We start from the raw sequence: 21183 nt of genomic DNA on the forward strand, positions 1-21183 counted from the left end.
GCAATCGCCCTATGCCTTCGGCAGAGCCTCGATGATCACGAAAGCCTGCGCAAGCGGGTAGTCATCTGTGATGGTCAGGTGAATGCGCGCCTCGTGGCCATCGGGCAGCAGCGCCGCAAGCCGCTGGCCCGCACCGCCCGTGAGCCGCATTGTGGGGGCGCCGGTCGGAAGGTTCGTTACGCCCATGTCGCGCCAGAAGACGCCTTCCGACAGGCCCGTGCCAAGCGCCTTCGCGCACGCCTCTTTCGCCGCGAAACGTTTGGCGTAGGACGCCGCCCGCGCCGCCCGAGCATCGGATTTCGCGCGCTCCGTCTCCGTGAAGACGCGATCGAGAAAGCGCTCGCCATAGCGCGCGATGGTCTTTTCGACGCGGCGGATGTCGGTGAGGTCGCTGCCGATGCCGATGATCATGGCGAGCGCGTCGCTATTGCTGCTGCTGTTGCTGCTGGGCCGGGGCGTGCCCGCCGGGCCGCTTGTCGACGCCCTTCGCGATGGCGGCCCGCATGCGGCGGATCGCTTCCGGCAGGCCGATGAACACCGCTTCGCCGATGATCACGTGGCCGATGTTGAGTTCGCGGATCTCGGGGAAGGCGGCGAGATGCGTCGCGGTCTCAAAGTCAAGGCCATGCCCCGCATGGACTTCGAGACCGGCGGAGGCTGCAAGCGTGGCGGCCCTGGCCAGCCGGTCGAGTTCGGCACGCGCGGTCGCCTCTTCGCGCGCGATCCACGCCTCGCAATATTGGCCGGTGTGCAGTTCGACCACCGGCGCACCCAGGCGGGCGGCGGCTTCGATCTGGCGCGGCTCCGGATCGATGAAAAGCGACACGCGTATGCCGCCTTGGACGAGGCGCTTCACGACCGGGAGCAGGTGCTCTGCGCTGCCCGCGACGTCGAGACCGCCTTCGGTCGTCAACTCCTGACGCCGCTCGGGAACGATGCAGCACGCATGCGGCTTCGTCTTGAGCGCGATGCCGGTCATCTCCTCGGTTGCGGCCATCTCAAGGTTGAGCGGCGCGGCGATTTCGGCCTTGATGCGGCGGATATCCTCGTCGCGGATATGGCGGCGATCCTCGCGCAGATGCGCCGTGATGCCATCCGCGCCCGCCATCACGGCAAGACGCGCCGCTTCGATGGGATCGGGACGCGCGCCGCCACGGGCGTTCCTGAGTGTCGCGACATGATCGATGTTGAGGCCGAGGCGAACGGGAGAGCTTACGGACATGATCTCACTTACCGAAGGGAAGCAGCCGTCTTTGCCGGAGCGGAGCGCTGCGCGCTCTTCTGCAATTCGAGCAGACGGCGGATGAACACATAGACGGCCGCCGAAACGGCGCCGCCGAGGAGCAGCGCGCCGAGCGCCATCGGCTTCAGCACCGGCCAGAGCCCCTGAACGGCTGTGGCGATACCGTCAGGCGAGCCGTTTGTCAGGCTTTCGCCGAGCGCCTGCGCGCCGGTCTGAAAGTGGCTGAGGTCGGCATTCGCCGGGTTGCCGAGGAAGACGCTGCCGAGCGTGAAGGTCGAAACCCAGATCAGCGGATAGGTGATCGGATTGCCGGCGAACGTGCCCACTTGCGAGGCGAAGATATTGCCGCGCAGCAAGATTGCCAGCAGCGCCGCCAGCAGCATCTGGAAGCCGAAGAACGGCGTGAAGATCGCGAACACGCCCGCCGCGCAGCCGAGCGCGATGCTGTGAGGCGTCGATTTGATGCGGGCGAGGCGATAGAACATGTATCGCATGGAACGGTCGAAGCTACGCGTCGGCCAGAGCGCGTTGCGCACCCGTCTGCCGATCGAAAGCGGTTCCTTGCGTTTGAAAAGCATCAATCCCAGCCTGGAAAGCCAAACGCCTTCGCGAATGCCAACCTCTTCCGCCTCCCGGCAGAATCGGTATCGCCGGTTAAACCTTCAAGCCCCGGCTGCCCGGCTTCACAGCAGCTATACCTTTGACTGAGGCAGGGATTTGATCGGGCGGGAAGATGGGAATGTCAAGCCGAATGAGCGGGACGAAGGGCACCGGAAGCTTCGCGCGGCCGCCCGAGCGGTCGACGAGCGACGCGGCCGCGACGACAGTGCCCCCCGCCGCTTCCGCAGCTTCGATGCATTCGCGAGACGACAGCCCGGTCGTGACGACATCCTCCACCATGATGCAGCGCTGCCCCTTCTCGATGCGGAAGCCGCGCCTGAGGGCAAACGCTCCATCCACACGCTCGAAGAAGATCGCGGGCAGGCCGAGCTGGCGGCCCATCTCGTAGCCGACGACGACGCCCCCCATCGCCGGCGACACGACAAGATCGATGCCGTCGGCGAGGCCCGCAGCGCGGATCTTCCCGGCGAGCGCCGCGCAGAGGCGCTCGGCGCGCTTCGCGTCCATCAGCACGCGCGCGCATTGGAGATAGGCGGTTGAGTGGTTGCCCGACGACAGGATGAAGTGGCCTTCGAGCAGCGCGCCAGCGTCGCGGAATTCTGTGAGCACGGCATCGTCTGTGAGCATGGAGAAATCTTTCGAGAGGTCTGAAAGGAGATGTCGGGTCAGTCGATCACGCGGCTCGCAGAGCTGACCACGGGCAGGTTTTTGACGCCGTTGACGATATCCGTCAGATGCTTGAGGTCAAGAACCTCGATGTCGATGAGCATCTCCGTATAGTCTCGCGCGCGGGTGACCATTTGCAGCTTGTCGATATTGGCGCGCGCCGCGCCGATCACGCTCGCGATGCGGGCGAGACTTCCCGGCTCGTTGAGCGCGGTCACCTGCATGCGGGCAGGGTAAAGCTCCGTCGTGCCTTCCCGGATGTCCCATGTGACATCGATCCAGCGGTCGAGCTGGTCCTCGAAGGCGCGCAGCTTCGCCGAGTGGATGGGGTAGATCGTGATGCCCTTGCCGGGATCGAGAATGCCGACGATACGCTCGCCCGGCACTGCGCCGCCCTCCGCCAGCTTCACGATGGGCGAACCGTCCGCGTTTTGCAGCGGAACACCCTTGCTTCGCAACTCACGGTCCGAGCCGGTGAGAAGCCCGGCCCAGCGAAACTTGAATCCGGCCACGCGGCCGAGATTGAACCAACCCGCCTCGTCGCGCGTGATCGTGCGGCGCTTCGGGGGCACATCGCTGCGAAAATTCGGGTCGAGTGCGCCGAGCACCTCGTCCGCCGCGATCTCGCCCTGTCCGATGGCCGTCAGCAGATCTTCCGCCGTTTTCAACGCAAAGCGCGGCAGGATGGGCGACAATTCGGTGTCCGGCGCCTTGTCGGCACGCTCCAGCGCGGCTTTCATGATGTCGCGGCCGAGGGCGAGATACTGCTTTCGCACGGCCTCCCGCGTGGCGCGGCGGATGGCGGAGCGCGCCTTGCCGGTCATGACGGCATTTTCCCACGCGGCGGGCGGTGTCTGCGCCTCCGAAAGGATGATCTCCACCTCGTCGCCGTTCTTCAACTCGGTCAAAAGCGGCATGTGCCGGCCGTTGATCTTCACGCCGACGCAATGATTGCCGATATGCGTGTGAACCGCATAGGCGAAGTCGATGCCATTCGCGCCGCGGGGCAAGGCGATGAGGCGGCCCTTCGGTGTGAAGCAGAATACCTGATCGAGGAAAAGTTCGAGCTTCGTATGCTCCAGGAATTCTTCCGGGTTGTCGCCTTCGAGGAGGTTGTCGACGAGCTTGCGGAGCCACTGATAGGCCATGCTCTCGCTTGGCTGCGGGCCTTGCGCAGCCTGCTCGTCGCCGTGCAGCTTCGCCAGCGCGGCGAGCTTGTAGCCCGAATGCGCGGCAACGCCATATTCCGCGATCTGATGCATCTCGGCGGTGCGGATTTGCAGTTCCACGCGCTGGTGACGCGGCCCGACGATGGTCGTGTGGATCGATTTGTAATCGTTATGCTTCGGCGTCGAGATGTAATCCTTGAAGCGGCCCGGCACGACGCGCCACGTGCGATGCACGACGCCGAGCGCCGTATAACAATCCTGCACCTCCGGCACGATGACGCGGAAGCCGTACACATCGGACAGTTGCTCAAGCCCGATCTGCTTGTTCTGCATCTTGAGCCAGATCGAATAAGGCTTCTTCTCGCGGCTGGTAACGTCCGCCTTGATGGCCTGCGCTTCGAGCTTGGTCCTGAGTTCGCTCGCGATTTCCTCGGTCAGCCCGCGATTTTGCTCGCGCAGCACGTTGAGGCGGGACATCAGCGTTTCGTAAGCCGCCGGATGCAGCCAGCGGAAGGACAGTTCCTCCAGCTCGTCGCGGATTTCCTGGATGCCCATGCGACCGGCGAGCGGCGCATAGATATCCATCGTCTCCTGGGCGATGAGGCGGCGCTTCTCGGGCTTCATGTGCTCGAGCGTGCGCATGTTGTGCAGCCGGTCCGCGAGCTTGACGAGCAGCACGCGCACGTCGCTCGAAATGGCGATCAGGAGCTTGCGGAAATTTTCGGCCTGCTGCGTCTTCTTGGAGACGAGATTCAGCTTTTCGATCTTGGTGAGACCGTCCACGAGCGCGGCGATGTTCGGACCGAAAAGCTTCTCGATCTCGTCCTTTGTGGCCTGCGTGTCTTCAATCGTGTCGTGAAGAAGGGCGGTCGCAATCGTCTCGTCGTCGAGCTTGAGCCCGGTCAGGATAGCGGCAACCGCCAGAGGATGGGAAAAATACGGATCGCCCGACGCGCGCTTCTGCTGGCCGTGCGCCTGCATGGCATAGACATAGGCGCGATTAAGGAGAGCCTCATTCGCCTTGGGATTGTAGCTCAGCACCTTTTCCACGAGATCGTACTGCCGCATGATTGCGGGCGGTTGCGATCTCGTTCGAGTTTCAAGCTGCACGGCCTCGACTGTCTGTTGTTCTTTATTTACGCCACGAGAATAAGTGAAATTCCGAACTTAACCAAGCGTGACGCAGCGCCGTGAACAGCGAATTTACCCCTTCGAGCGCCCGCCGCTCGCGGCCTCGGCCGGAATGCTGCGCGCGAGCCCCTGGAGAAGCTCTTCCTCGGTGATGCGGTCGATCTGCTGATCGGCGAACTGATCGTCCGGGCCGAGCACGTTGACCTGCCGCGAACTCGGCAGCGACGGCGCAGCCTCGGCTTCCGGCTCGTCGACCTCGACATGGGATTGCAGCGAGTGGATCAGGTCTTCCTTGAGATCTTCCGGCGAAACGGTCTGATCGGCGATTTCGCGAAGCGCCACCACCGGATTCTTGTCGTTGTCGCGATCGATCGTGATAGGCGCGCCGGCCGACACCGCCCGTGCCCTGTGCGCGGCGAGAAGCACAAGTTCGAAGCGATTCGATACCTTATCAACGCAATCTTCTACGGTGACGCGTGCCATGAACACCTCAAATGTTGGAAGGTCGCTAAAATAGGACCGCCGCCCAGCATTTGCAAGCTCAAGTTGGCACGAGTGGCTTGCCGGAAGCTTTCCCTTGCCCCGGCCGGAACATGCGCATGCCTGCATGCCTTTTCCTGACAAGAGAGATGAAGCGCCACTCAATGCGGAAGACATGTCATGACTGTCAGCATAACTCACGTCTACGATACCTACGAAAGCGCCGGTTGCGCCATAAGAGAGCTTGAGGCGGCCGGTTTCCACCGCGACGAAATCAGCATCATCGGCACCAATCCGAAGGCTGACGAGGCTTTCCGCGCAATAGAGGAGAACGAGGAGGGAGATGCCGCCGCCACAGGCGCAACGCTTGGTGGCGTTGCAGGCGCAGGGGCAGGCATGCTCGCTTCACTGGGACTTGTGGCCATACCGGGCATCGGCCCGCTCGTTGCGGCGGGCGTCCTGGCAACGACGCTCGCAGGCGCGGCGACGGGTGCGGTAGCGGGTGGTCTTCTCGGCGGGCTGGTCGCCTACGGCATTTCGGAAGACGAAGCCGAAGCTTACGCGGAGTCGCTGAAACGTGGCGGCACGCTCGTCTCAGTCCGCGTCCATGAGGACAAGGCCGACGAAGCGGAACGCATCATGCGGCGCCATCACCCGGTCGATATTAAGGCGCGCGCCGACGAGTACCGGAATGACGGTGATCGCGATAGGGCCGCCGCCTTTCCTCAAAAGGAAAGCGGCACGGGCAGACAACAGCCGCGCGCGATGTAATCAGAGGGGGATGCGCTTCCTGCATCCCTTCCTTGTCATTCACGGGGGTCAATGCCCGCGCGACAACTCCTCGCGAATGATCGCTGTCACGCAGGTCGCCACGATGCCCGGGAGATCCGAGCGAAGCGCGACGATCTCGTTTCTTAGCGCCGACATTTCTTTCCGGATGTCGCCGAGTTCCGCCTTGACCTCAAGGAGCGCGTTTTCATTATCCGTCACCTTGCGCAGGATGTGGCGGGACACGGTTTTTTCGCCCTTCGCGTCTTCTTCGAGAAGCGTCAGGCGCCGGTTCAGCGTCGCAATATCGGACTCGTCGATCATCGTGCCTCGCGCTTCTGTTCGCGCCATCATACGAAGTGGAAAACTGTTTCGCAATTCGAGACCGCCCGTTAACCTTTTTTGGGCCGCGCACATCTTGTCTCTCGGACGCGGTTCTTCTAAGCCTTTCACATGAGCGCTGAATCGCTTCCGCATGCGGATCAAAAAGACGTCGAAGAACTTGCGCGGGGCGTTCGCTCCGGCAATCGCGTGTCCGTCGCGCGCGCCATCACCCTGATCGAGAGCCGAAAACCCGCGCACCGCGTGAAGGCGCGGCTTTTGCTGACGACACTGAACGATGCGGCAGGGCGCGCGCTCCGTGTCGGCATAACCGGCGTGCCGGGCGCGGGCAAGTCGACCATGATCGACGCGCTGGGAACGCTGCTTGTGCGGAAGGGGCATCGCGTGGCCGTGCTCGCGGTCGATCCGTCCTCGACGCGGTCGGGTGGCGCGATCCTTGGCGACAAGACCCGCATGGCATCGCTCGCCGCGGAAGAGAACGCATTCATTCGACCCTCCCCATCCTCGGGAACGCTCGGCGGCGTGGCGCGGACAACGCGCGAAACGATCCTCCTTTGCGAGGCGGCAGGCTTCGACGTGATCCTTGTCGAGACGGTCGGCGTCGGGCAATCCGAGGTCACGGTCGCCGGCATGGTGGATTTCTTCCTTCTGCTGATGATCGCGGGCGGCGGCGACGAATTGCAGGGCATCAAGAAAGGCGTGATGGAACTCGCCGACTTGATCGCGATTACCAAGGCCGACAGCGGTAACGAGCACGCCGCGCGCCGCGCCGCCGGAGATTATCGCGCCGCCCTCCACATCCTCACCCCCGCGAGCGCAACGTGGAAACCGCCCGTCATCACGATCTCCTCGCGCGATGGCATCGGCCTCGACGATTTGTGGACGAATGTGCTCACCCATCGCGCAACCCTCGAAGCGACAGGGGAGTTCACGTCCAAGCGCCGCGATCAGGACGTGCGCTGGATGCACGCGATGATCGAGGAGCAGATCCGGCAGGCATTTCTTGCGAACGAAGCGGCTACCGCGAAAATCGCCGCGCTCGAAAGCGAGGTACGCAGCGGCGTCAAACCGCCGTCCGTCGCCGCCGACGAGGTGACCGCCCTGATTTTCGGGCGCGGTTGAGCCAATGAAACGCGCGTATCCCATCCGCGTGCTCGTGACCGGCTTCGGCCCTTTTCCAGGTGTGCCGCATAACGCGTCGGAGACTCTCGTGCGCCTCCTTGCGACGCAGGCCCCATTCCGCGCAAACGGGATCGAGGTTTCAACCGCGGTTCTTCCCGTGACCTGGGAGAGCGCCCATAAGGCCGCAAGCAGCGCCGTCGCCGCTTTCGCGCCCGATGCGGTGCTACATTTTGGCGTTTCGAGGCGCGCCACGGCCTTCGAGATCGAGTCCCGCGCAGTGAACATGTGCGGCCAGCGACCGGACGCCCATGGCCGGATCGCTCCGCCGATGCCGCTCGTGCGTGCGGGCAAGCCGCTCCTCGCGCCGACGCTCGCTCCGCTTCACCTCATACGCGCCTTGCGCCGGGCGAACGTTCCAGCGGAACTGTCGCGAAACGCCGGCCGTTATCTTTGCAACGCACTTTACTACCGCAGCCTTACGCGCGAGGGCGATGGCGGGCCGCTGGCCGCGTTCATTCATATGCCGGTTCTGGGTGATCCTTCGCTGCGTTCCCGCATAACGATAACGCAAGCCGTGGATGCCGCCCGAATTCTCGTTCAGGCCGCCGCCGAAGCCGTGCTACGCGCGAAGAGGCAAACGGCACGCCAAGGCAGGAGACGATACCGCGATGGATCGCAGACATTTCATAGGCTTGGGCGGAGCGGCGGCCCTGTTCGGCGCGAGCGCGGCTGAAGCGGCTGTCGCCGTCGCGGAGAGGTCCGGCAGGGCGCTCTCCGATTTCGGCGTCATCGCGAACGGCGAAGCGGATCAGACGTCCGCGCTGCAAAAGGCCATCGACGCGCTTGCCGAAGCGGGGCAGCCGATCCTCGTGCCGGCAGGAAGTTATCGTGTGTCGGGCGTCCAGCTCCCGGCCAGGGCAACGCTCATCGGAACGTCGGGCCTAAGCGTGATCGTCGCGCCACCCGGCCGCCCGGCATTCGAGTGCGTCGGCAAAGAGAGCGTGACCCTGCGCGGTCTGTCCTTCGTCAATCAGGGCCTCGTCGCGCGCGAATGCCGCAATCTGACCGTGGCAGAGTGCGAGGTTCTTTCGAGCGACGGCGACGGGCTCTATTGCGGGGGCTCGGGCCTGCTCGTCACCGGCAATCGCGCGTCCTCCTGTGCGAAAGCCGCCATCTGGGTCGAAGGCGACGGCCTCGTCACGAACAACCTTGTCAGCGGTCGCGGGCGCTTCGGCCTTCGCATCGGCAACGCGTGGCGGCTTGGCACGGTGAGCGTGATCGCCAACTCCATCGACGGGACTTCGGTCGGCATCGGCGTTTCAAGCGCCGAGCAGGGCTACGCCATGATCACGATGAATCTGATCGCCGGTGCAAGGGAAGGCGGCATACGCGCGCTCGATGGGGAGACGATAATAGGCAAGGATCTGACGCGCGGCGGCTCGGAAGCCTTTCGCAACCTCGCCATCGCCGCGAATGTGTCGATGTGACCGTTGACGTCCGGCGCGCCGCGCCGTCAGCGACGCCGATCGAGGCAGGCTGATCCGGGCCGCAAAATTCGCGGGCGATCCCTAAAGAATGCAGATGCCGCGCATCGTGGGGCTGACGCAAAATTCAACCTGCAAACGAGGAATACGAGCGGCATCTTTTCCCGATATAATACTTGCCGGGGAATGTATACACTGCGCCGCTTGTTTGACACTTTCCGTACCTTCAAAGAATAATTTGGCGAAACCGCAAACCGGCCGAGCCATACGATGTTTTTCTCAAGACCGAGCCAGCCCGATTTTGTCGGCGAACCGGTGAGTGCGCCCCGACGAAGCACGGAGGGTGCGCCTTTTCTGACGCTCGATGGCGTGACGCTTCAATACAAGACGCGCGACCGCATCGTGACCGCCACCTATCGCGTGGATTTCAACGTCTTCAAATCGGACCGCTACATCCTGCTCGGCCCTTCGGGTTGCGGAAAATCGACGCTGCTGAAGGCAGTGGGCGGTTTCATCCGGCCTACCGAAGGCGAAATTCTTCTCAACGGACAGAAGATCCGGAAACCCGGCCCCGACCGCATGATGGTGTTTCAGGAGTTCGATCAGCTCGCGCCGTGGAAAACGGTCCGCGAGAACATCCTTTTTCCGCTGCGCGCCACGGGCAAGTTTTCCCGCGCCGAAGCCGAAGACCGCGCCGCGTACTACATCGAGAAGGTCAAGCTCGACAAGTTTGCGAATGCCTATCCGCATACGCTCTCGGGCGGCATGAAACAGCGCGTGGCCATCGCGCGGGGAATGGCGATGGAGCCGGACATTCTCCTGATGGACGAGCCGTTTGCGGCCCTCGACGCCCTGACCCGCGACCGGATGCAGGACGAGTTGCTGCGGCTGTGGAACGACACGCGGGTCACACTCCTGTTTGTCACGCACTCCATCAGCGAGGCCGTCAAGCTCGGCAACCGCATTCTGCTCCTGTCCGCGCTGCCGGGGCAGGTCAAGGCGGAGATCGGCTCGCGTGGCGACGGCGTTTCCGACGCGGGGCTCGAAACGATGATCCACGATATTCTCTTCTCGGACGGTGACGGCGCGGCCGCACACGCACCCGCGCATGTCTGAGCCCGTGACCGGCGCCGTGGAGCGCCCCGACGTCTTCTTCGAGACAAAGGCGACGTCCGCCATCGGCCCGACCGAAAAGCGAATTTCGTTTGCCGCGCGGCTGTGGATGAGCGGCGTCTTCCGGAAGAGCGTCATCCTCGTCCTGCTCGCCACGGCGTGGGAGCTGTACGCGCGCCAGCTCAACAACGACCTGCTTTTCCCGACCTTTTTCCAGACCGTTACGGCCTTCGTCGACTGCATCGAGGACGGCACGCTGCCCGGGCGCGTCTGGTCATCGCTCAAGGTGCTGCTGACGGGCTACAGCCTCGGCATTCTGATCGCCGCGGCCATCACCGTGCTCGCTCTCGTTACGCGCGTCGGCGACGATCTCCTCGAAACGCTCACCGCGATGTTCAATCCGCTGCCCGCCATCGCGCTCTTGCCGCTGGCGCTGATCTGGTTCGGGTTGGGCACGCAGAGCATCGTTTTCGTCCTCGTTCATTCGGTACTCTGGCCTGTCGCGCTGAATGCGAATTCGGGCTTCAAGTCCGTATCGCCGACGCTGCGCATGGTCGGACGGAACTACGGCCTCGGTCTGTTCGCGACAGTGCGTCAGATCCTCATTCCTGCGGCGCTGCCAAGCCTCATCACGGGCCTCAAGGTAGGCTGGGCCTTTGCATGGCGCACGCTGATCGCGGCGGAACTCGTGTTCGGCGTCAGTTCGGGAAGCGGCGGTCTCGGCTGGTTCATCTTCGAGAACAAGAACCAGCTCGAAATCGCGAACGTCTTCGCCGGGCTTTTCACGGTGATCCTGATCGGGCTTGCGGTGGAAGGGCTGATCTTCCGCACGCTTGAGGAAAGGACCGTGCGGCGTTGGGGCATGCAGTCTTGAATCCGGGCGGTCGCGGCGCGAGCCGCCGCTTGTCCGGCGCAGCGCTTGCCTTGTCGGACGGCGTGAAAATTTGCGCGAGCCGTCGCTCGCGATAGAGGGGAAAAGATCATGAAAAACCTGTTCCGAAGTTTGGCGGCTGCCGTCGCCGGGTTCCTGCTTCTCGCAACAGCGATGCCACAGGCGAACGCCGAAACCGGCACCGTCCGCATCGCGAAGCAGTTCGGCATTTCCTATCTGCCGCTGGTGCTTCTCGAAGAGCAGAAACTTATCGAAAAGCACGCGAAGGAACTCGGCCTCGATGTGTCGGTCGAGTGGCTGCGCTTCACCGGCGGCTCGGGCATGAACGAGGCGATCCTGTCCGGCAACCTCGATTTCGCATCGGGCGGGGTGGGGCCTCTCCTGACGATCTGGGGCAAGACGCAGAACAATTTCAAGGTGAAGGGCGTCACGTCCTTCAACGCGATGCCGATCATTCTCAACACCAACAACCCGAACGTTAAGACCATCAAGGACTTCACGGAAAAGGACAAGATCGCGCTGCCCGCCGTGAAATCCTCGATTCAGGCGGTGACGTTGCAGATTGCCGCCGAGAAAGCGTTCGGCAAGGGTCAGGCGAACAAGCTCGACTCGATCACGATCTCGCTCGGCCACCCGGACGGTCAGGCGGCGCTTCTGAGCGGAAAATCGGAGGTCACGGGGCACTTCACCGCCGCGCCTTTTGCCTATGACGAGCTTGCCGATCCGCGCGTCCACAAGGTGCTCGACAGCTACGAAGTGCTCGGCGGCCCGCACACCTACAATTCGGTCTGGGCGACGTCGAAGTTCCACGACGAAAATCCGAAGGTGATCAAGGCGTTTCTCGCCGCGCTTGAGGAGGCCATCGCTTTCATCAAGGCCGAGCCTCTGAAGGCCGCCGAGATCTGGGTCAAGGCCGAAAAATCGAAGCTGACGCCGGAGCAGGCAGCGGAGCTTATCCAGAAGCCCGAAAACGAATGGACGCTCACGCCCAAGAAGATCGTCGACTATGCGGACTTCATGTATTCGACGGGCGCGATCTTGGCGAAGCCCGCAAGCTGGAAGGACGTCTTCTTCGACGACATCCATCACCTGCCCGGAAGCTGAGACCGCTGAGCGCTCGGATAGAGCGAGGCGAGGCAGATTGACGGTAACCGAAAATTGCGACTGTCGCGCGCCCCGCCGGCGCATAAGCTTGGCGGGGCGTCTTCATTGCATCGGCGATATCGTATACAAGCGTGAGAAATGACTAAGGAAAATCAGATATGAGCGAACCCGCGAAACGGGATGGGGGCAGCATTCCGCATGTCCTCGCCCACAATCCGGCGGACAACGTGGCCGTTGCGGTGATCGAGGGGCTGAGCGCAGGCACGACCGCGTTCGGCGTGATCACCGAGACCGACGCGCCCTTTCAGTTACTGGTGAAACAGGACATCCCGATCGGCCACAAGGTCGCGCTCAAGGATCTGAAAGCGGGCGACACGGCCATCAAATACGGCCAGGACGTCGGCCGCATCGTGAAGGACGTCGCCAAGGGCGAGCACGTCCACATCCACAATCTCAAGACCAAGCGCTGGTAAGGACGCCACGATGAGCATAGTGCAAGGCAAGGAAAGCCCGTTCGTCGGGGGCGCCCCGGATCAGTTTTTCACTCCAGCGCTTTCCGGAAAACGGGCCTCGCAGGACTACGCGAAGGCCACCTTCACGGGCTGGCGGCGCGAAAACGGCCGCGTCGGCGTTCGTAATCACGTCGTCATCCTGCCGCTCGACGACCTTTCCAATGCGGCTTCCGAAGCTGTTGCGGCGCAGGTCAAGGGCACGCTGGCGCTGCCCCACGCCTATGGCCGCCTCCAGTTCGGCGAAGACCTCGAACTCTTCTTCCGCACGCTGATCGGCACAGGCTCCAATCCGAACGTCGCCGCCGTCGTCGTGATCGGCATCGAAGACCAGTGGACGAACCGCGTCGTCGAAGGCATCGCGAAGACGGGCAAGCCCGTCGTCGGCTTCGGGATCGAGGGTCACGGCGACATAGCGACCGTCGCGAAGGCGAGCTACGCGGCGAAGAAGTTCGTGCAATGGGCGACCGAACTGCCGCGCGAGGAAGCCCCGATCTCCGAGCTTTGGGTTTCGACGAAGTGCGGCGAGTCCGACACGACGACGGGCCTTTCCTCCTGCCCCGCAGTGGGCAACATGTATGACAAGCTGATCCCGCTCGGCATCTATGGCGTCTTCGGCGAAACGACCGAAATCACCGGCGCGGAGCATCTGGCCCGCGAGCGCGCCGCGACGCCCGAGATTGGCGAGAAGTGGTATGCCATGTGGAAGGCGTATCAGGAAGACGTGATCGAAGCGCACAAGACGAACGACCTTTCCGATAGCCAGCCCACCAAGGGCAACATCGCGGGCGGCCTCACCACAATCGAAGAGAAGGCGCTCGGCAACCTCGAAAAGATCGGCCACAATTCCAAGTTCCTCGACGCGCTTGAGCCCGCCGAGGCACCCGCGAAAGGCCCCGGCCTCTACTTCATGGACTCATCCTCGGCAGCGGCCGAGTGCGTGACGCTGATGGCGGCTGCGGGCTACGTGGTCCACACCTTTCCGACAGGTCAGGGCAACGTCATCGGCAACCCGATCCTGCCGGTCATCAAGATCAGCGGCAATCCGCGCACGATCCGCACCATGGGCGAGCATATCGACGTGGACGTGTCGGGCGTTCTGCGGCGCGAGATCACCATCAGTCAGGCGGGCGACTCGCTCATCGACATGATCGTGCGCACGGCGAACGGGCGGCTCACGGCGGCGGAAGCGCTCGGCCACCGCGAGTTCGTCATCACCAAGCTTTATCGCAGCGCCTGACACGCGATAAGCCGAACCTCAGCCGGGCGCGCGCATGCGAAAGCAGCGAGCGCGCCCGGCGGATCGGGAGAACCCATGAAAGTTGTGGTGACGGAGTTCATGGACGAGCACATGCTGCGCGCCGGGTTGCCCGGCGTGGAGGTCGTCTACGATCCCGAACTGGTCGACAAGCGCGACGCACTCTTCGCCGAGGTTGCCAACGCGGACGCGCTCATCGTGCGCAACCGCACACAGGTGAAGGGCGCGCTCCTCGATGCGGCGGCGCGGCTCAGATGTATTGGCCGTCTCGGTGTCGGCCTCGACAACATCGACACCGCCGCATGCAAGGCGCGCGGCATCGCTGTCTATCCCGCCACCGGCGCTAACGACATTTCCGTTGCGGAATATGTGATCGCGGCGGCGCTGCTGCTCATGCGCGGCGCGTTCGGAGCGAGCGCAGAACTGGCAAAAGGCGGCTGGCCGCGTCAGGCGCTGATGAACGGCGGCGAGGTTTACGGCAAGCGTCTCGGCCTTGTCGGCTTCGGCGCGATTGCGCGGCACGTGGCGCGACGTGCGGCGGCTCTCGGCATGACGGTCGCGGCTCACGATCCTTTCGTCGCCAACGACGATGCGGCATGGACGCAGGATTTCGGCCGCGTGGAGCCGCTGGGCCTCGACGCGCTGCTCGCCGCGTCGGACATCCTATCGCTTCACGTGCCGCTGACCGATGCCACGCACGGCCTCATCGACGAGCGCGCGTTTAGCCGCATGAAGCGCGGCGCTATCCTCATCAACACGGCGCGCGGCGGCGTGGCGGACGAGCGCGCGCTGGCCCGCGCCCTTCGCGAAGGGCGGCTTGGCGGCGCGGCGCTCGACGTGTTCGAGGCGGAGCCGTTTCCGCAAGGCTACGCAGAACGCTTCGAGGGCTTGCCAAACCTTGTTCTAACGCCGCATATCGCGGGGCTTACGGCGGAGGCGAACCGGCGCGTGTCGGAGTTGACCGTCGCCAATGTCCGCCGCCATCTTGCCGAAGCCTGACGCATTCGGAGCCGATAATGCCGATCTTGACCATCGACGAGGCGGAAGAGCTGACCGCCCAAGCCCTGCAACGCTCGGGCGCGAATGCGGCCAGTGCCGCCAGCACCGCTCACGCGCTCGTTGCCGCGGAGGCGGATGGCCTCAAGGGGCACGGGCTGGTGCGCGTGCCGACCTACGCGGCGCAGTTGAAGTCGGGGAAAGTGAAGGGCGACGCGGTCCCATCCGCAACGCTCACGCGCCCTGCGGCGCTTCTCATCGACGCCGGTTACGGCTTCGCCTATCCCGCGCTGGAACTCGCCGTCGAGCGGCTCGTCCCGCTCGCCCGCAAGCACGGCATCGCGCTGGCAGGCGTCACGCGCTCGCATCATTGCGGCGCGGCGGGGTTGCCGGTCGAAGCGCTGGCGCGAAACGGTATCGTCTCGCTGCTGTTTGCCAACGCCCCCGCCGCGATGGCGCCCTGGGGCGGGCGAACCCCGCTTTTCGGCACGAACCCGCTCGCCTTCGGCTGTCCGCTGCCGGCCGGCGATCCCATCGTCGTCGACATGTCGCTGTCGAAGGTGGCGCGCGGCAACATCATCGCGGCCAAGCGCAAGGGCGAGGCGATCCCGCCCGACTGGGCCATGGATGCCGAAGGCCGCCCGACGACCGACCCGGCAGCCGCGCTGGCTGGCACCATGGCCCCGCTCGGCGACGCAAAGGGCGTGGCGCTCGCGCTCATGGTGGAGCTTCTGGCCGCCGGGTTGACCGGTTCGCGCTTCGCTTCGGAAGCGACGTCCTTCCTCGATGACATCGGCGAACCGCCTGCTACCGGCCAACTCCTGATCGCCATCGACCCGCTCGTCTTCTCCGACAACGCCCTTGAGCGTTTCGCAGTGCTCGCTCGCATGATCGAAGCGCAGGAAGGCGCGCGCCTGCCGGGAGCGCGGCGATATCAGATCCGCGCGGCCTCGCGCCGGGATGGGCTCGACGTCGCAGAACCGCTCGTTGCGGAAATCGCAGCGCTTGGGGCATAGGCCCACGTGGAACGGCGGTCCCGATGGCGCTGTAATCCGGGCCGTTCATGACCGTCAGCGGCGGCGGAAGGGCTGGCGGCAAGCGGTGTCCCGCCCGATGCGGCAGCAGGCTCGGTGTGCGGCGAGCCGCACAGTTTGTGCGCCGATAATGCAGGCATCGGCACCATTCGTTGATTCCGGCTTTTCTATTATTCGCGCGATACATGAAGAAATCCGAAATCGAAGTTCATGAAAAATTGACGACGTCGCTAACCTTGATTACTCCTCCAACAAAAATCGGAATAGTACGAGAGGCAACGCTCAGCTTAAATTCGCAATGCAGCCATAATTCCGCCTTCTGATGCTTTAGCTCTCTCTAAGATGGTGATTTAATGGTGGCATGGCTTGTTAAATTAAATTCCTGGCCGATGTCTTTACGGCTCATGATTACGGGAGCGGTCATCACATCGGCAGCGCTGATACAGTTGCCAGTGGCCATCGAAGTGCCTGGCGAGCCCTTCCTCCTGTGCTACATCGCATCTGCCTGCTGCGCGTTGGCTTTCGGCCGCGTCAACGGCTTCCTCGCCATCGCTATCAGCTCGGTCTTGTCTTTTCTTTTCTTCGAGCCTTATCGTTCTTTACGGATCCAGTATGCTGGCGATCTCATCGCAATCGAAGCGTACGCCGTTATCGGCGCGATCAGCGTTTCGGCGCTCGCAAGGATGGTGGCGTCGATCATCGCCGAGCAGGAGACTGCCTCCCTCGCAAAACAACACGAGGAGCACAGCCGACTGATGCTGAACGAGATGACCCATCGAGTTGCCAACAACTTTCAGGCTGCTGCGTCGCTCATCCGATTGAGAGCCTCTGATGTGCGAGACTCGGGAGCAAAAACCGCGCTCGATGAAACTGTGGAACAAATCCTTATTTTTGCGCGGCTTCACAGGCAGCTTTGCAACAACGTCGACGGTACCATCACCCTTGATAGCACCCGCTTTTTAAGAGAAATCTTTGAGGCTATCAAAAATAGCCAGGGAATGAGAAGTGACATACGGCTCGAACAGAAGGTTCAAAACGTTGATCTTACGTTCGCGGAAGCCTTGCCGCTTGGCCTCATTGTGAATGAGCTTGTTACCAATTCGATGAAATATGCCTTTCCGAATTCGCGCCCCGGCTCGATCACCCTGACACTCACGGTCTCGGGATCGGAGTGTCAGCTTTGCGTTTCTGACGACGGGGTCGGTTTGCGGAATGGAGATTTTGGTTCCGGAAGGGGATTGGTTTTGGTGCGGGAACTTACCAATCAACTCAGGGGCGAATTCGAAATTCACTCGTCGAGTAAAGGGACCGAAGCGAAAATCAAATTCCACGCAGTCAAGCGGCCCAAGTTGCAGACATTGGTCGCATGACCGGGATTCCGCCTTCACTCGTCAAACGGATATCGGCCCTCCTCGAACGCCCGCTGGATGACTCGAAGCGTCGCTAGGTCTGGCGCGTTGCGCCCGCTCCTCGGAAACGCGCAATAGAGCATTTCATTGTTTGACGGAACCGTATCCATCGTTCTCGAATTTATCTGAATCTTCGCGCTTAGATCAAGTATTACTGAGAGGTATTTTGCGTAGCATCGCCCGTCGATACACGCATCGGGTGCCCTGCGGTCGGTCACAAAACGATGCCGCGCAAATATTTATATCATTTGAAATCGATGATATAATGATCCTCCGCAGGCAGGCGACCGACGGCTCAAAGGGGCACAGTTGGCCAGAAGTCTTGTCGGCGCTGATTACGCAACCGGTCGCTCACTGCCCCATATAAAAAGGACACGCCTATGCACGGCATAGGAGATCGCGCAAAGGTAGGCTTGACCGATGAGGATCAACCAGCCGTTTGAATCCAATCGCAAAAAAGTAGTTAATTATAACTGGGCATAAACGTCACACCCCCGGCTTGCGCCGCCAAACTAACCTTGGAAATTGACAAGGATCCCGCGCAAAAAACGCAAACGAACGCCGCTATTTCCCAATTTTTGTGTCCATTTTTAGGTATTTTGCATACGATTTAGACCAAAGTATAGTCCGGCAATGAATCCCTTCCCGCGACGGGCGGATGCTATAAGAAGGGCGGACGGAACGACCCCTGATTATAGATTTGGAGAACGCCATGATTTCGAGACGGGCATTCATCGGCGGCGCTGCCCTTTCCATAGCCGCGCCTGGACTGCTTCGGGCGCAAGGCGTCCGCACGCTGAAGATTTCTCATCAGTTCCCGGGTGGCACGATCGATCAGGGCGATTTCCGTGATCGTCTCGTGAGGCGGTTCGCAGCCGAGGTCGAGAAGCGCACGAATGGCGCGCTGAAATTTGAAATCTATCCCGGCTCGTCTCTCATGAAGACGTTCGCGCAGTTTTCTGCGCTGCGCAAAGGCGCTCTCGACTTCTCGCTCTATCCCCTCCCTTATGCCGGCAGCGAAGTTCAGGCGTTGAATCTCGGCCTGATGCCGCTTCTCGTCACGTCCTACGAACAGGGCGCGAAGTGGAAAGATGCCCCGATCGGTCAGTCGCTCTCCAAGATCGCCGAAGCCAAGGGCGTGAAGTTCATCACCTGGGTATGGCAGGCAGGCGGCGCTGCGTCGCTCAAGAAGGCGATCCGCGTTCCGGATGACGTGAAGGGCCTGAAGATCCGCGGCGGCAGCCGCGAATTCGACCTCATGCTGACAGCGGCGGGCGCGCAGGTTTCCACCATGCCGTCCAACGAAATCTATCTCGGCATGCAGACGGGCGCGCTCGACGCCGCGTTGACCTCTTCGACGAGCCTTATGTCCTTCCGCGTTGAAGAACTCTGCAATTCCATCACCACCGCGCGCACGGGCGCCATCTGGTTCATGTGCGAGCCGCTTCTGATGTCGAAGGACATCTTCGACTCCCTGCCAGCCGACCAGCAGAAGATCATCGTCGACGTCGGCCAGGAAATGGAATGGTTCGGCACAGCCGAGGCGAAGAAGGACGACGAAGCCATCGCGAAGCTCTACGCGGGTCTCAACAAGACGGTCGTCGACCTGAAGCCGGAAGAGCTTGCGGCGTGGACCAAGATCGCCGAAGAGACGGCCTGGAAGGATTTCGCGTCGAAGTCCACCGAAGCCGCTGAACTTCTGGCCAGCGCACGTTCGGTCTCCTGATGTCGGCGGGCGAGCTTCATTCTGACGCCATTCTGGCGGATCATGGCAAGGTCGATTATTCTGGCGAAAGCATCCTTCGGGGTGCTTTTCGTCGGTTCGTCGATCTTCTTTTCAATCTCGCGTCCCTCTCGCTCATCGTCGCCTCGGGGGTTCTGACGGTTGGTGTCCTCCTCGGACACTCCACCGGCCAGGGCATGGTCTGGCAGGATGAGATGGAAGTGTTTCTGGTTGCCGGCGCCGTCTTCCTGTCGGCGGCCGCCGTGCAAGCGCGCCGGGGACACATCGGCATCGAGATCCTTGCGTCCTTCCTTCCACGCCGGGCGAAGGTTGTGCGGGACGTTTTCATCGACACCGTCTCGCTCGTCTTCATCGCGTTTATCGCGTGGAAGTCTGGCGCGCTGTTCCATGAAGCCTGGGTTGAAGGGCAGATCTCGCAGTCGTCGTGGGGGGCTCCGCTCTGGATCCCCTATCTCGTGATGACGGTCGGCTTTGCCGTGCTCGCGCTGCAGCTCGCGCTGCAGGTTGGCGAGCGGTCGATCATCATGCTGGTGCTGGGCCTTGCCGCCTTCGCGGCGCTGGTCCTGTGGCAGCGTCCGGTGATGCCTCTGCTTCAGGGCTATTCTCCGGCCACGATCGGCATCGCCTACTGCACAGCGACGCTTGTCATCATGTTCTCGGGCATCCCCATCGCGTTCGCGCTGGGTGTGGTCGCGACGATCTTCATGTTCCTTTTCATGCCGCGAGCGTCGGTCGATACCATCGCTCAGAACGTCTATGAAGAGCTGGCTAACGTCATCCTGCTCGCCATCCCGCTGTTCATTTTGAAGGGCGCGGCGATCGGGCGATCCGATGCCGGTAAGGACCTTTACTCCGCGCTTCATGCCTGGCTGCACAAGGTTCCCGGCGGTCTCGGCGTGGCGAACACGCTCGCCTGCGGTCTCTTCGCGGCCATGGCGGGTTCATCGCCCGCAACGTGCTCGGCCATCGGCTCGGCCGGTATCCCGGAGATGCGCAAGCGCGGATACTCGCCCGGTCTCGCCGCAGGCATCATTGCGGCCGGCGGCACGCTCGGCATCTTGCTTCCGCCTTCGGTCACCATGCTTCTCTATGCCGTGGCCGCAGAGGTTTCGCTCGGCAAGCTGTTCCTCGCGGGCATCGGTCCCGGCCTGCTTCTGATCGTGCTTTTCGCGCTCTACGCGTCGTGGAAGTTCAGCCGCGAAAAGCGGCAGGCGCTAGCCGCCGTACAGCGCGGGGAAAAGGCAAAGAATGCCGCCATCCTGCACGAGGATCATTATACGCTGCGCCAGAAGATCTCCATGGTCGCCTGGGTGATGCCGTTCGTCACCATCCTCGCGGGCGTCATGGTGGTGCTTTATGCAGGGTATGCGACGCCGTCTGAAACCGCGGGCGTCGGCGCCATCCTTGCGCTCCTCGTGATCGGAGTGATGTATGGCGTATGGCGGCCGAAGCGGCTGATGCCGATCCTGACAGGCACCATGCGCGAAAGCTCGATGCTCTTGCTTATCATCGGGTTCTCGCTCCTGTTCTCCTACGTCATGAGCTACCTGCACATCTCGCAAAGCGCGGCGATGTGGTTGACGTCGCTTGGTCTGTCGAGATGGGAACTGCTTTCCGCGATCCTTCTTTTCGTGGTGGTTCTCGGCTTCTTCCTTCCGCCGGTGTCTATCATCCTGATGACGGCACCGATCATCCTGCCGCCGCTCAAGGCCGCGGGCTTCGACCTGATCTGGTTCGGCGTCGTTATGACCATCGTGATGGAGATGGGCCTTATTCATCCGCCTGTCGGCCTGAACCTGTTCGTCATCAAGAACATCGCGCCCGATATCTCGCTTTCGACGGTCATGTGGGGCGCGCTGCCGTTCGTGGGTCTGATGTTTGTCGGCGTCGTCCTGATCTGCTTCTTCCCGCAGATCGCGATGTTCCTGCCGAGCCTCGTCAGCTAAATCTTGCTGTCGCCTGGCGCGCCTCTGGTGTTCCAGGCGACAGAAACCCCGCTATAGCCAAGCGGAGGCCATAGGCCTCCGCTTTTTTGTTGCCCGACCTGCGAGCAGAAAGCTTGACCGGGAGCGGCGCGCCGTGCTCGCCGCTGCGTCGG

21 protein-coding genes and 1 pseudogene are annotated in these 21183 nt (G+C 62.5%); 15 read left to right on the forward strand and 7 right to left on the reverse strand.

Features of this window, described 5'->3' with window-relative positions; translation table 11 throughout:
• Window positions 1-9: 9 nt before the first annotated feature.
• The 6 genes from acpS to rpoZ form a co-directional block, all read right to left on the reverse strand.
• Complete coding sequence (gene acpS / locus EK416_RS16815; protein WP_127079529.1) at window positions 10-411, reverse strand: holo-ACP synthase; 402 nt, start codon at window positions 409-411, stop codon at window positions 10-12.
• Between the two features lie 13 nt (window positions 412-424).
• Window positions 425-1222 (reverse strand): pyridoxine 5'-phosphate synthase, encoded by a 798-nt coding sequence (locus tag EK416_RS16820; protein WP_127079531.1) that lies wholly within the window; start codon window positions 1220-1222, stop codon window positions 425-427.
• An 8-nt stretch (window positions 1223-1230) separates the two neighbouring features.
• Window positions 1231-1821 carry a DUF2062 domain-containing protein gene (locus EK416_RS16825; protein ID WP_127079534.1) on the reverse strand — a complete coding sequence of 197 codons (591 nt, stop codon included), beginning with the start codon at window positions 1819-1821 and terminating at the stop codon, window positions 1231-1233.
• A 76-nt stretch (window positions 1822-1897) separates the two neighbouring features.
• On the reverse strand, window positions 1898-2491 hold the full coding sequence (pyrE, locus tag EK416_RS16830) for an orotate phosphoribosyltransferase (RefSeq protein ID WP_127079536.1): 594 nt from the start codon (window positions 2489-2491) through the stop codon (window positions 1898-1900).
• A 38-nt stretch (window positions 2492-2529) separates the two neighbouring features.
• The gene (locus EK416_RS16835) at window positions 2530-4770 is read right to left on the reverse strand and encodes a RelA/SpoT family protein (protein WP_164730108.1); all 2241 of its coding nucleotides are present in this window, start codon (window positions 4768-4770) and stop codon (window positions 2530-2532) included.
• Window positions 4771-4902: 132 nt separating this feature from the next.
• On the reverse strand, window positions 4903-5313 hold the full coding sequence (gene rpoZ / locus EK416_RS16840) for a DNA-directed RNA polymerase subunit omega (protein ID WP_127079540.1): 411 nt from the start codon (window positions 5311-5313) through the stop codon (window positions 4903-4905).
• A 177-nt stretch (window positions 5314-5490) separates the two neighbouring features.
• On the opposite strand from rpoZ, the gene EK416_RS16845 reads away from it, so the two are divergent.
• A complete protein-coding gene (locus EK416_RS16845; RefSeq protein ID WP_127079542.1) occupies window positions 5491-6081 on the forward strand; it encodes a general stress protein in 591 nt (196 codons plus the stop codon).
• Window positions 6082-6129: 48 nt separating this feature from the next.
• Here EK416_RS16845 and EK416_RS16850 read toward each other — a convergent pair whose 3' ends face one another.
• A complete protein-coding gene (locus EK416_RS16850) occupies window positions 6130-6402 on the reverse strand; it encodes a hypothetical protein (protein ID WP_127079544.1) in 273 nt (90 codons plus the stop codon).
• A 129-nt stretch (window positions 6403-6531) separates the two neighbouring features.
• Here EK416_RS16850 and meaB point away from each other — a divergent pair, with 129 nt between their 5' ends.
• The 14 genes and pseudogenes from meaB (at window position 6532) to EK416_RS16915 (ending at window position 21031) form a co-directional block, all read left to right on the forward strand.
• On the forward strand, window positions 6532-7542 hold the full coding sequence (meaB, locus tag EK416_RS16855) for a methylmalonyl Co-A mutase-associated GTPase MeaB (protein WP_127079546.1): 1011 nt from the start codon (window positions 6532-6534) through the stop codon (window positions 7540-7542).
• Window positions 7543-7546: 4 nt separating this feature from the next.
• Window positions 7547-8275: a pyroglutamyl-peptidase I gene (locus EK416_RS16860; protein ID WP_127079548.1), complete on the forward strand. Its 729-nt coding sequence runs from the start codon at window positions 7547-7549 to the stop codon at window positions 8273-8275.
• Window positions 8211-9029 (forward strand): glycosyl hydrolase family 28-related protein, encoded by an 819-nt coding sequence (locus EK416_RS16865; protein ID WP_164730078.1) that lies wholly within the window; start codon window positions 8211-8213, stop codon window positions 9027-9029. Before EK416_RS16860 ends, EK416_RS16865 begins: the two co-directional genes overlap by 65 nt.
• Window positions 9030-9296: 267 nt before the next feature.
• Entirely contained in the window at window positions 9297-10142 is an 846-nt protein-coding gene (locus EK416_RS16870; RefSeq protein ID WP_127079552.1) for an ABC transporter ATP-binding protein, read from the forward strand.
• Window positions 10135-11013, forward strand: coding sequence for an ABC transporter permease (locus EK416_RS16875; protein WP_127079554.1), 879 nt, complete (start codon window positions 10135-10137; stop codon window positions 11011-11013). The genes EK416_RS16870 and EK416_RS16875 overlap by 8 nt, the downstream gene beginning before the upstream one ends.
• Window positions 11014-11121: 108 nt before the next feature.
• The gene (locus tag EK416_RS16880; RefSeq protein WP_127079556.1) at window positions 11122-12135 is read left to right on the forward strand and encodes an ABC transporter substrate-binding protein; all 1014 of its coding nucleotides are present in this window, start codon (window positions 11122-11124) and stop codon (window positions 12133-12135) included.
• A 158-nt stretch (window positions 12136-12293) separates the two neighbouring features.
• Window positions 12294-12608, forward strand: a complete 315-nt coding sequence (locus tag EK416_RS16885; protein ID WP_127079558.1) for a UxaA family hydrolase — start codon at window positions 12294-12296, stop codon at window positions 12606-12608.
• A gap of 10 nt (window positions 12609-12618) precedes the next feature.
• On the forward strand, window positions 12619-13884 hold the full coding sequence (locus EK416_RS16890; RefSeq protein WP_127079559.1) for a UxaA family hydrolase: 1266 nt from the start codon (window positions 12619-12621) through the stop codon (window positions 13882-13884).
• Between the two features lie 75 nt (window positions 13885-13959).
• Window positions 13960-14901 (forward strand): hydroxyacid dehydrogenase, encoded by a 942-nt coding sequence (locus tag EK416_RS16895; RefSeq protein ID WP_127079561.1) that lies wholly within the window; start codon window positions 13960-13962, stop codon window positions 14899-14901.
• A gap of 17 nt (window positions 14902-14918) precedes the next feature.
• A complete protein-coding gene (locus EK416_RS16900) occupies window positions 14919-15914 on the forward strand; it encodes an Ldh family oxidoreductase (RefSeq protein WP_127079563.1) in 996 nt (331 codons plus the stop codon).
• Window positions 15915-16285: 371 nt separating this feature from the next.
• Window positions 16286-17302 (forward strand): histidine kinase dimerization/phosphoacceptor domain -containing protein, encoded by a 1017-nt coding sequence (locus EK416_RS16905; protein ID WP_127079565.1) that lies wholly within the window; start codon window positions 16286-16288, stop codon window positions 17300-17302.
• Window positions 17303-18053: 751 nt separating this feature from the next.
• Window positions 18054-19067, forward strand: a complete 1014-nt coding sequence (gene dctP / locus EK416_RS16910; RefSeq protein ID WP_127079567.1) for a TRAP transporter substrate-binding protein DctP — start codon at window positions 18054-18056, stop codon at window positions 19065-19067.
• A pseudogene (locus EK416_RS18140) lies at window positions 19067-19579 on the forward strand (TRAP transporter small permease); the annotation flags it as partial. The gene dctP and the pseudogene EK416_RS18140, both read left to right, overlap by 1 nt.
• A gap of 87 nt (window positions 19580-19666) precedes the next feature.
• Window positions 19667-21031 (forward strand): TRAP transporter large permease, encoded by a 1365-nt coding sequence (locus tag EK416_RS16915; RefSeq protein WP_245434115.1) that lies wholly within the window; start codon window positions 19667-19669, stop codon window positions 21029-21031.
• The last annotated feature ends 152 nt before the right edge of the window (window positions 21032-21183 follow it).

The organism is Rhodomicrobium lacus (assembly GCF_003992725.1).
Lineage (GTDB): Bacteria > Pseudomonadota > Alphaproteobacteria > Rhizobiales > Rhodomicrobiaceae > Rhodomicrobium > Rhodomicrobium lacus.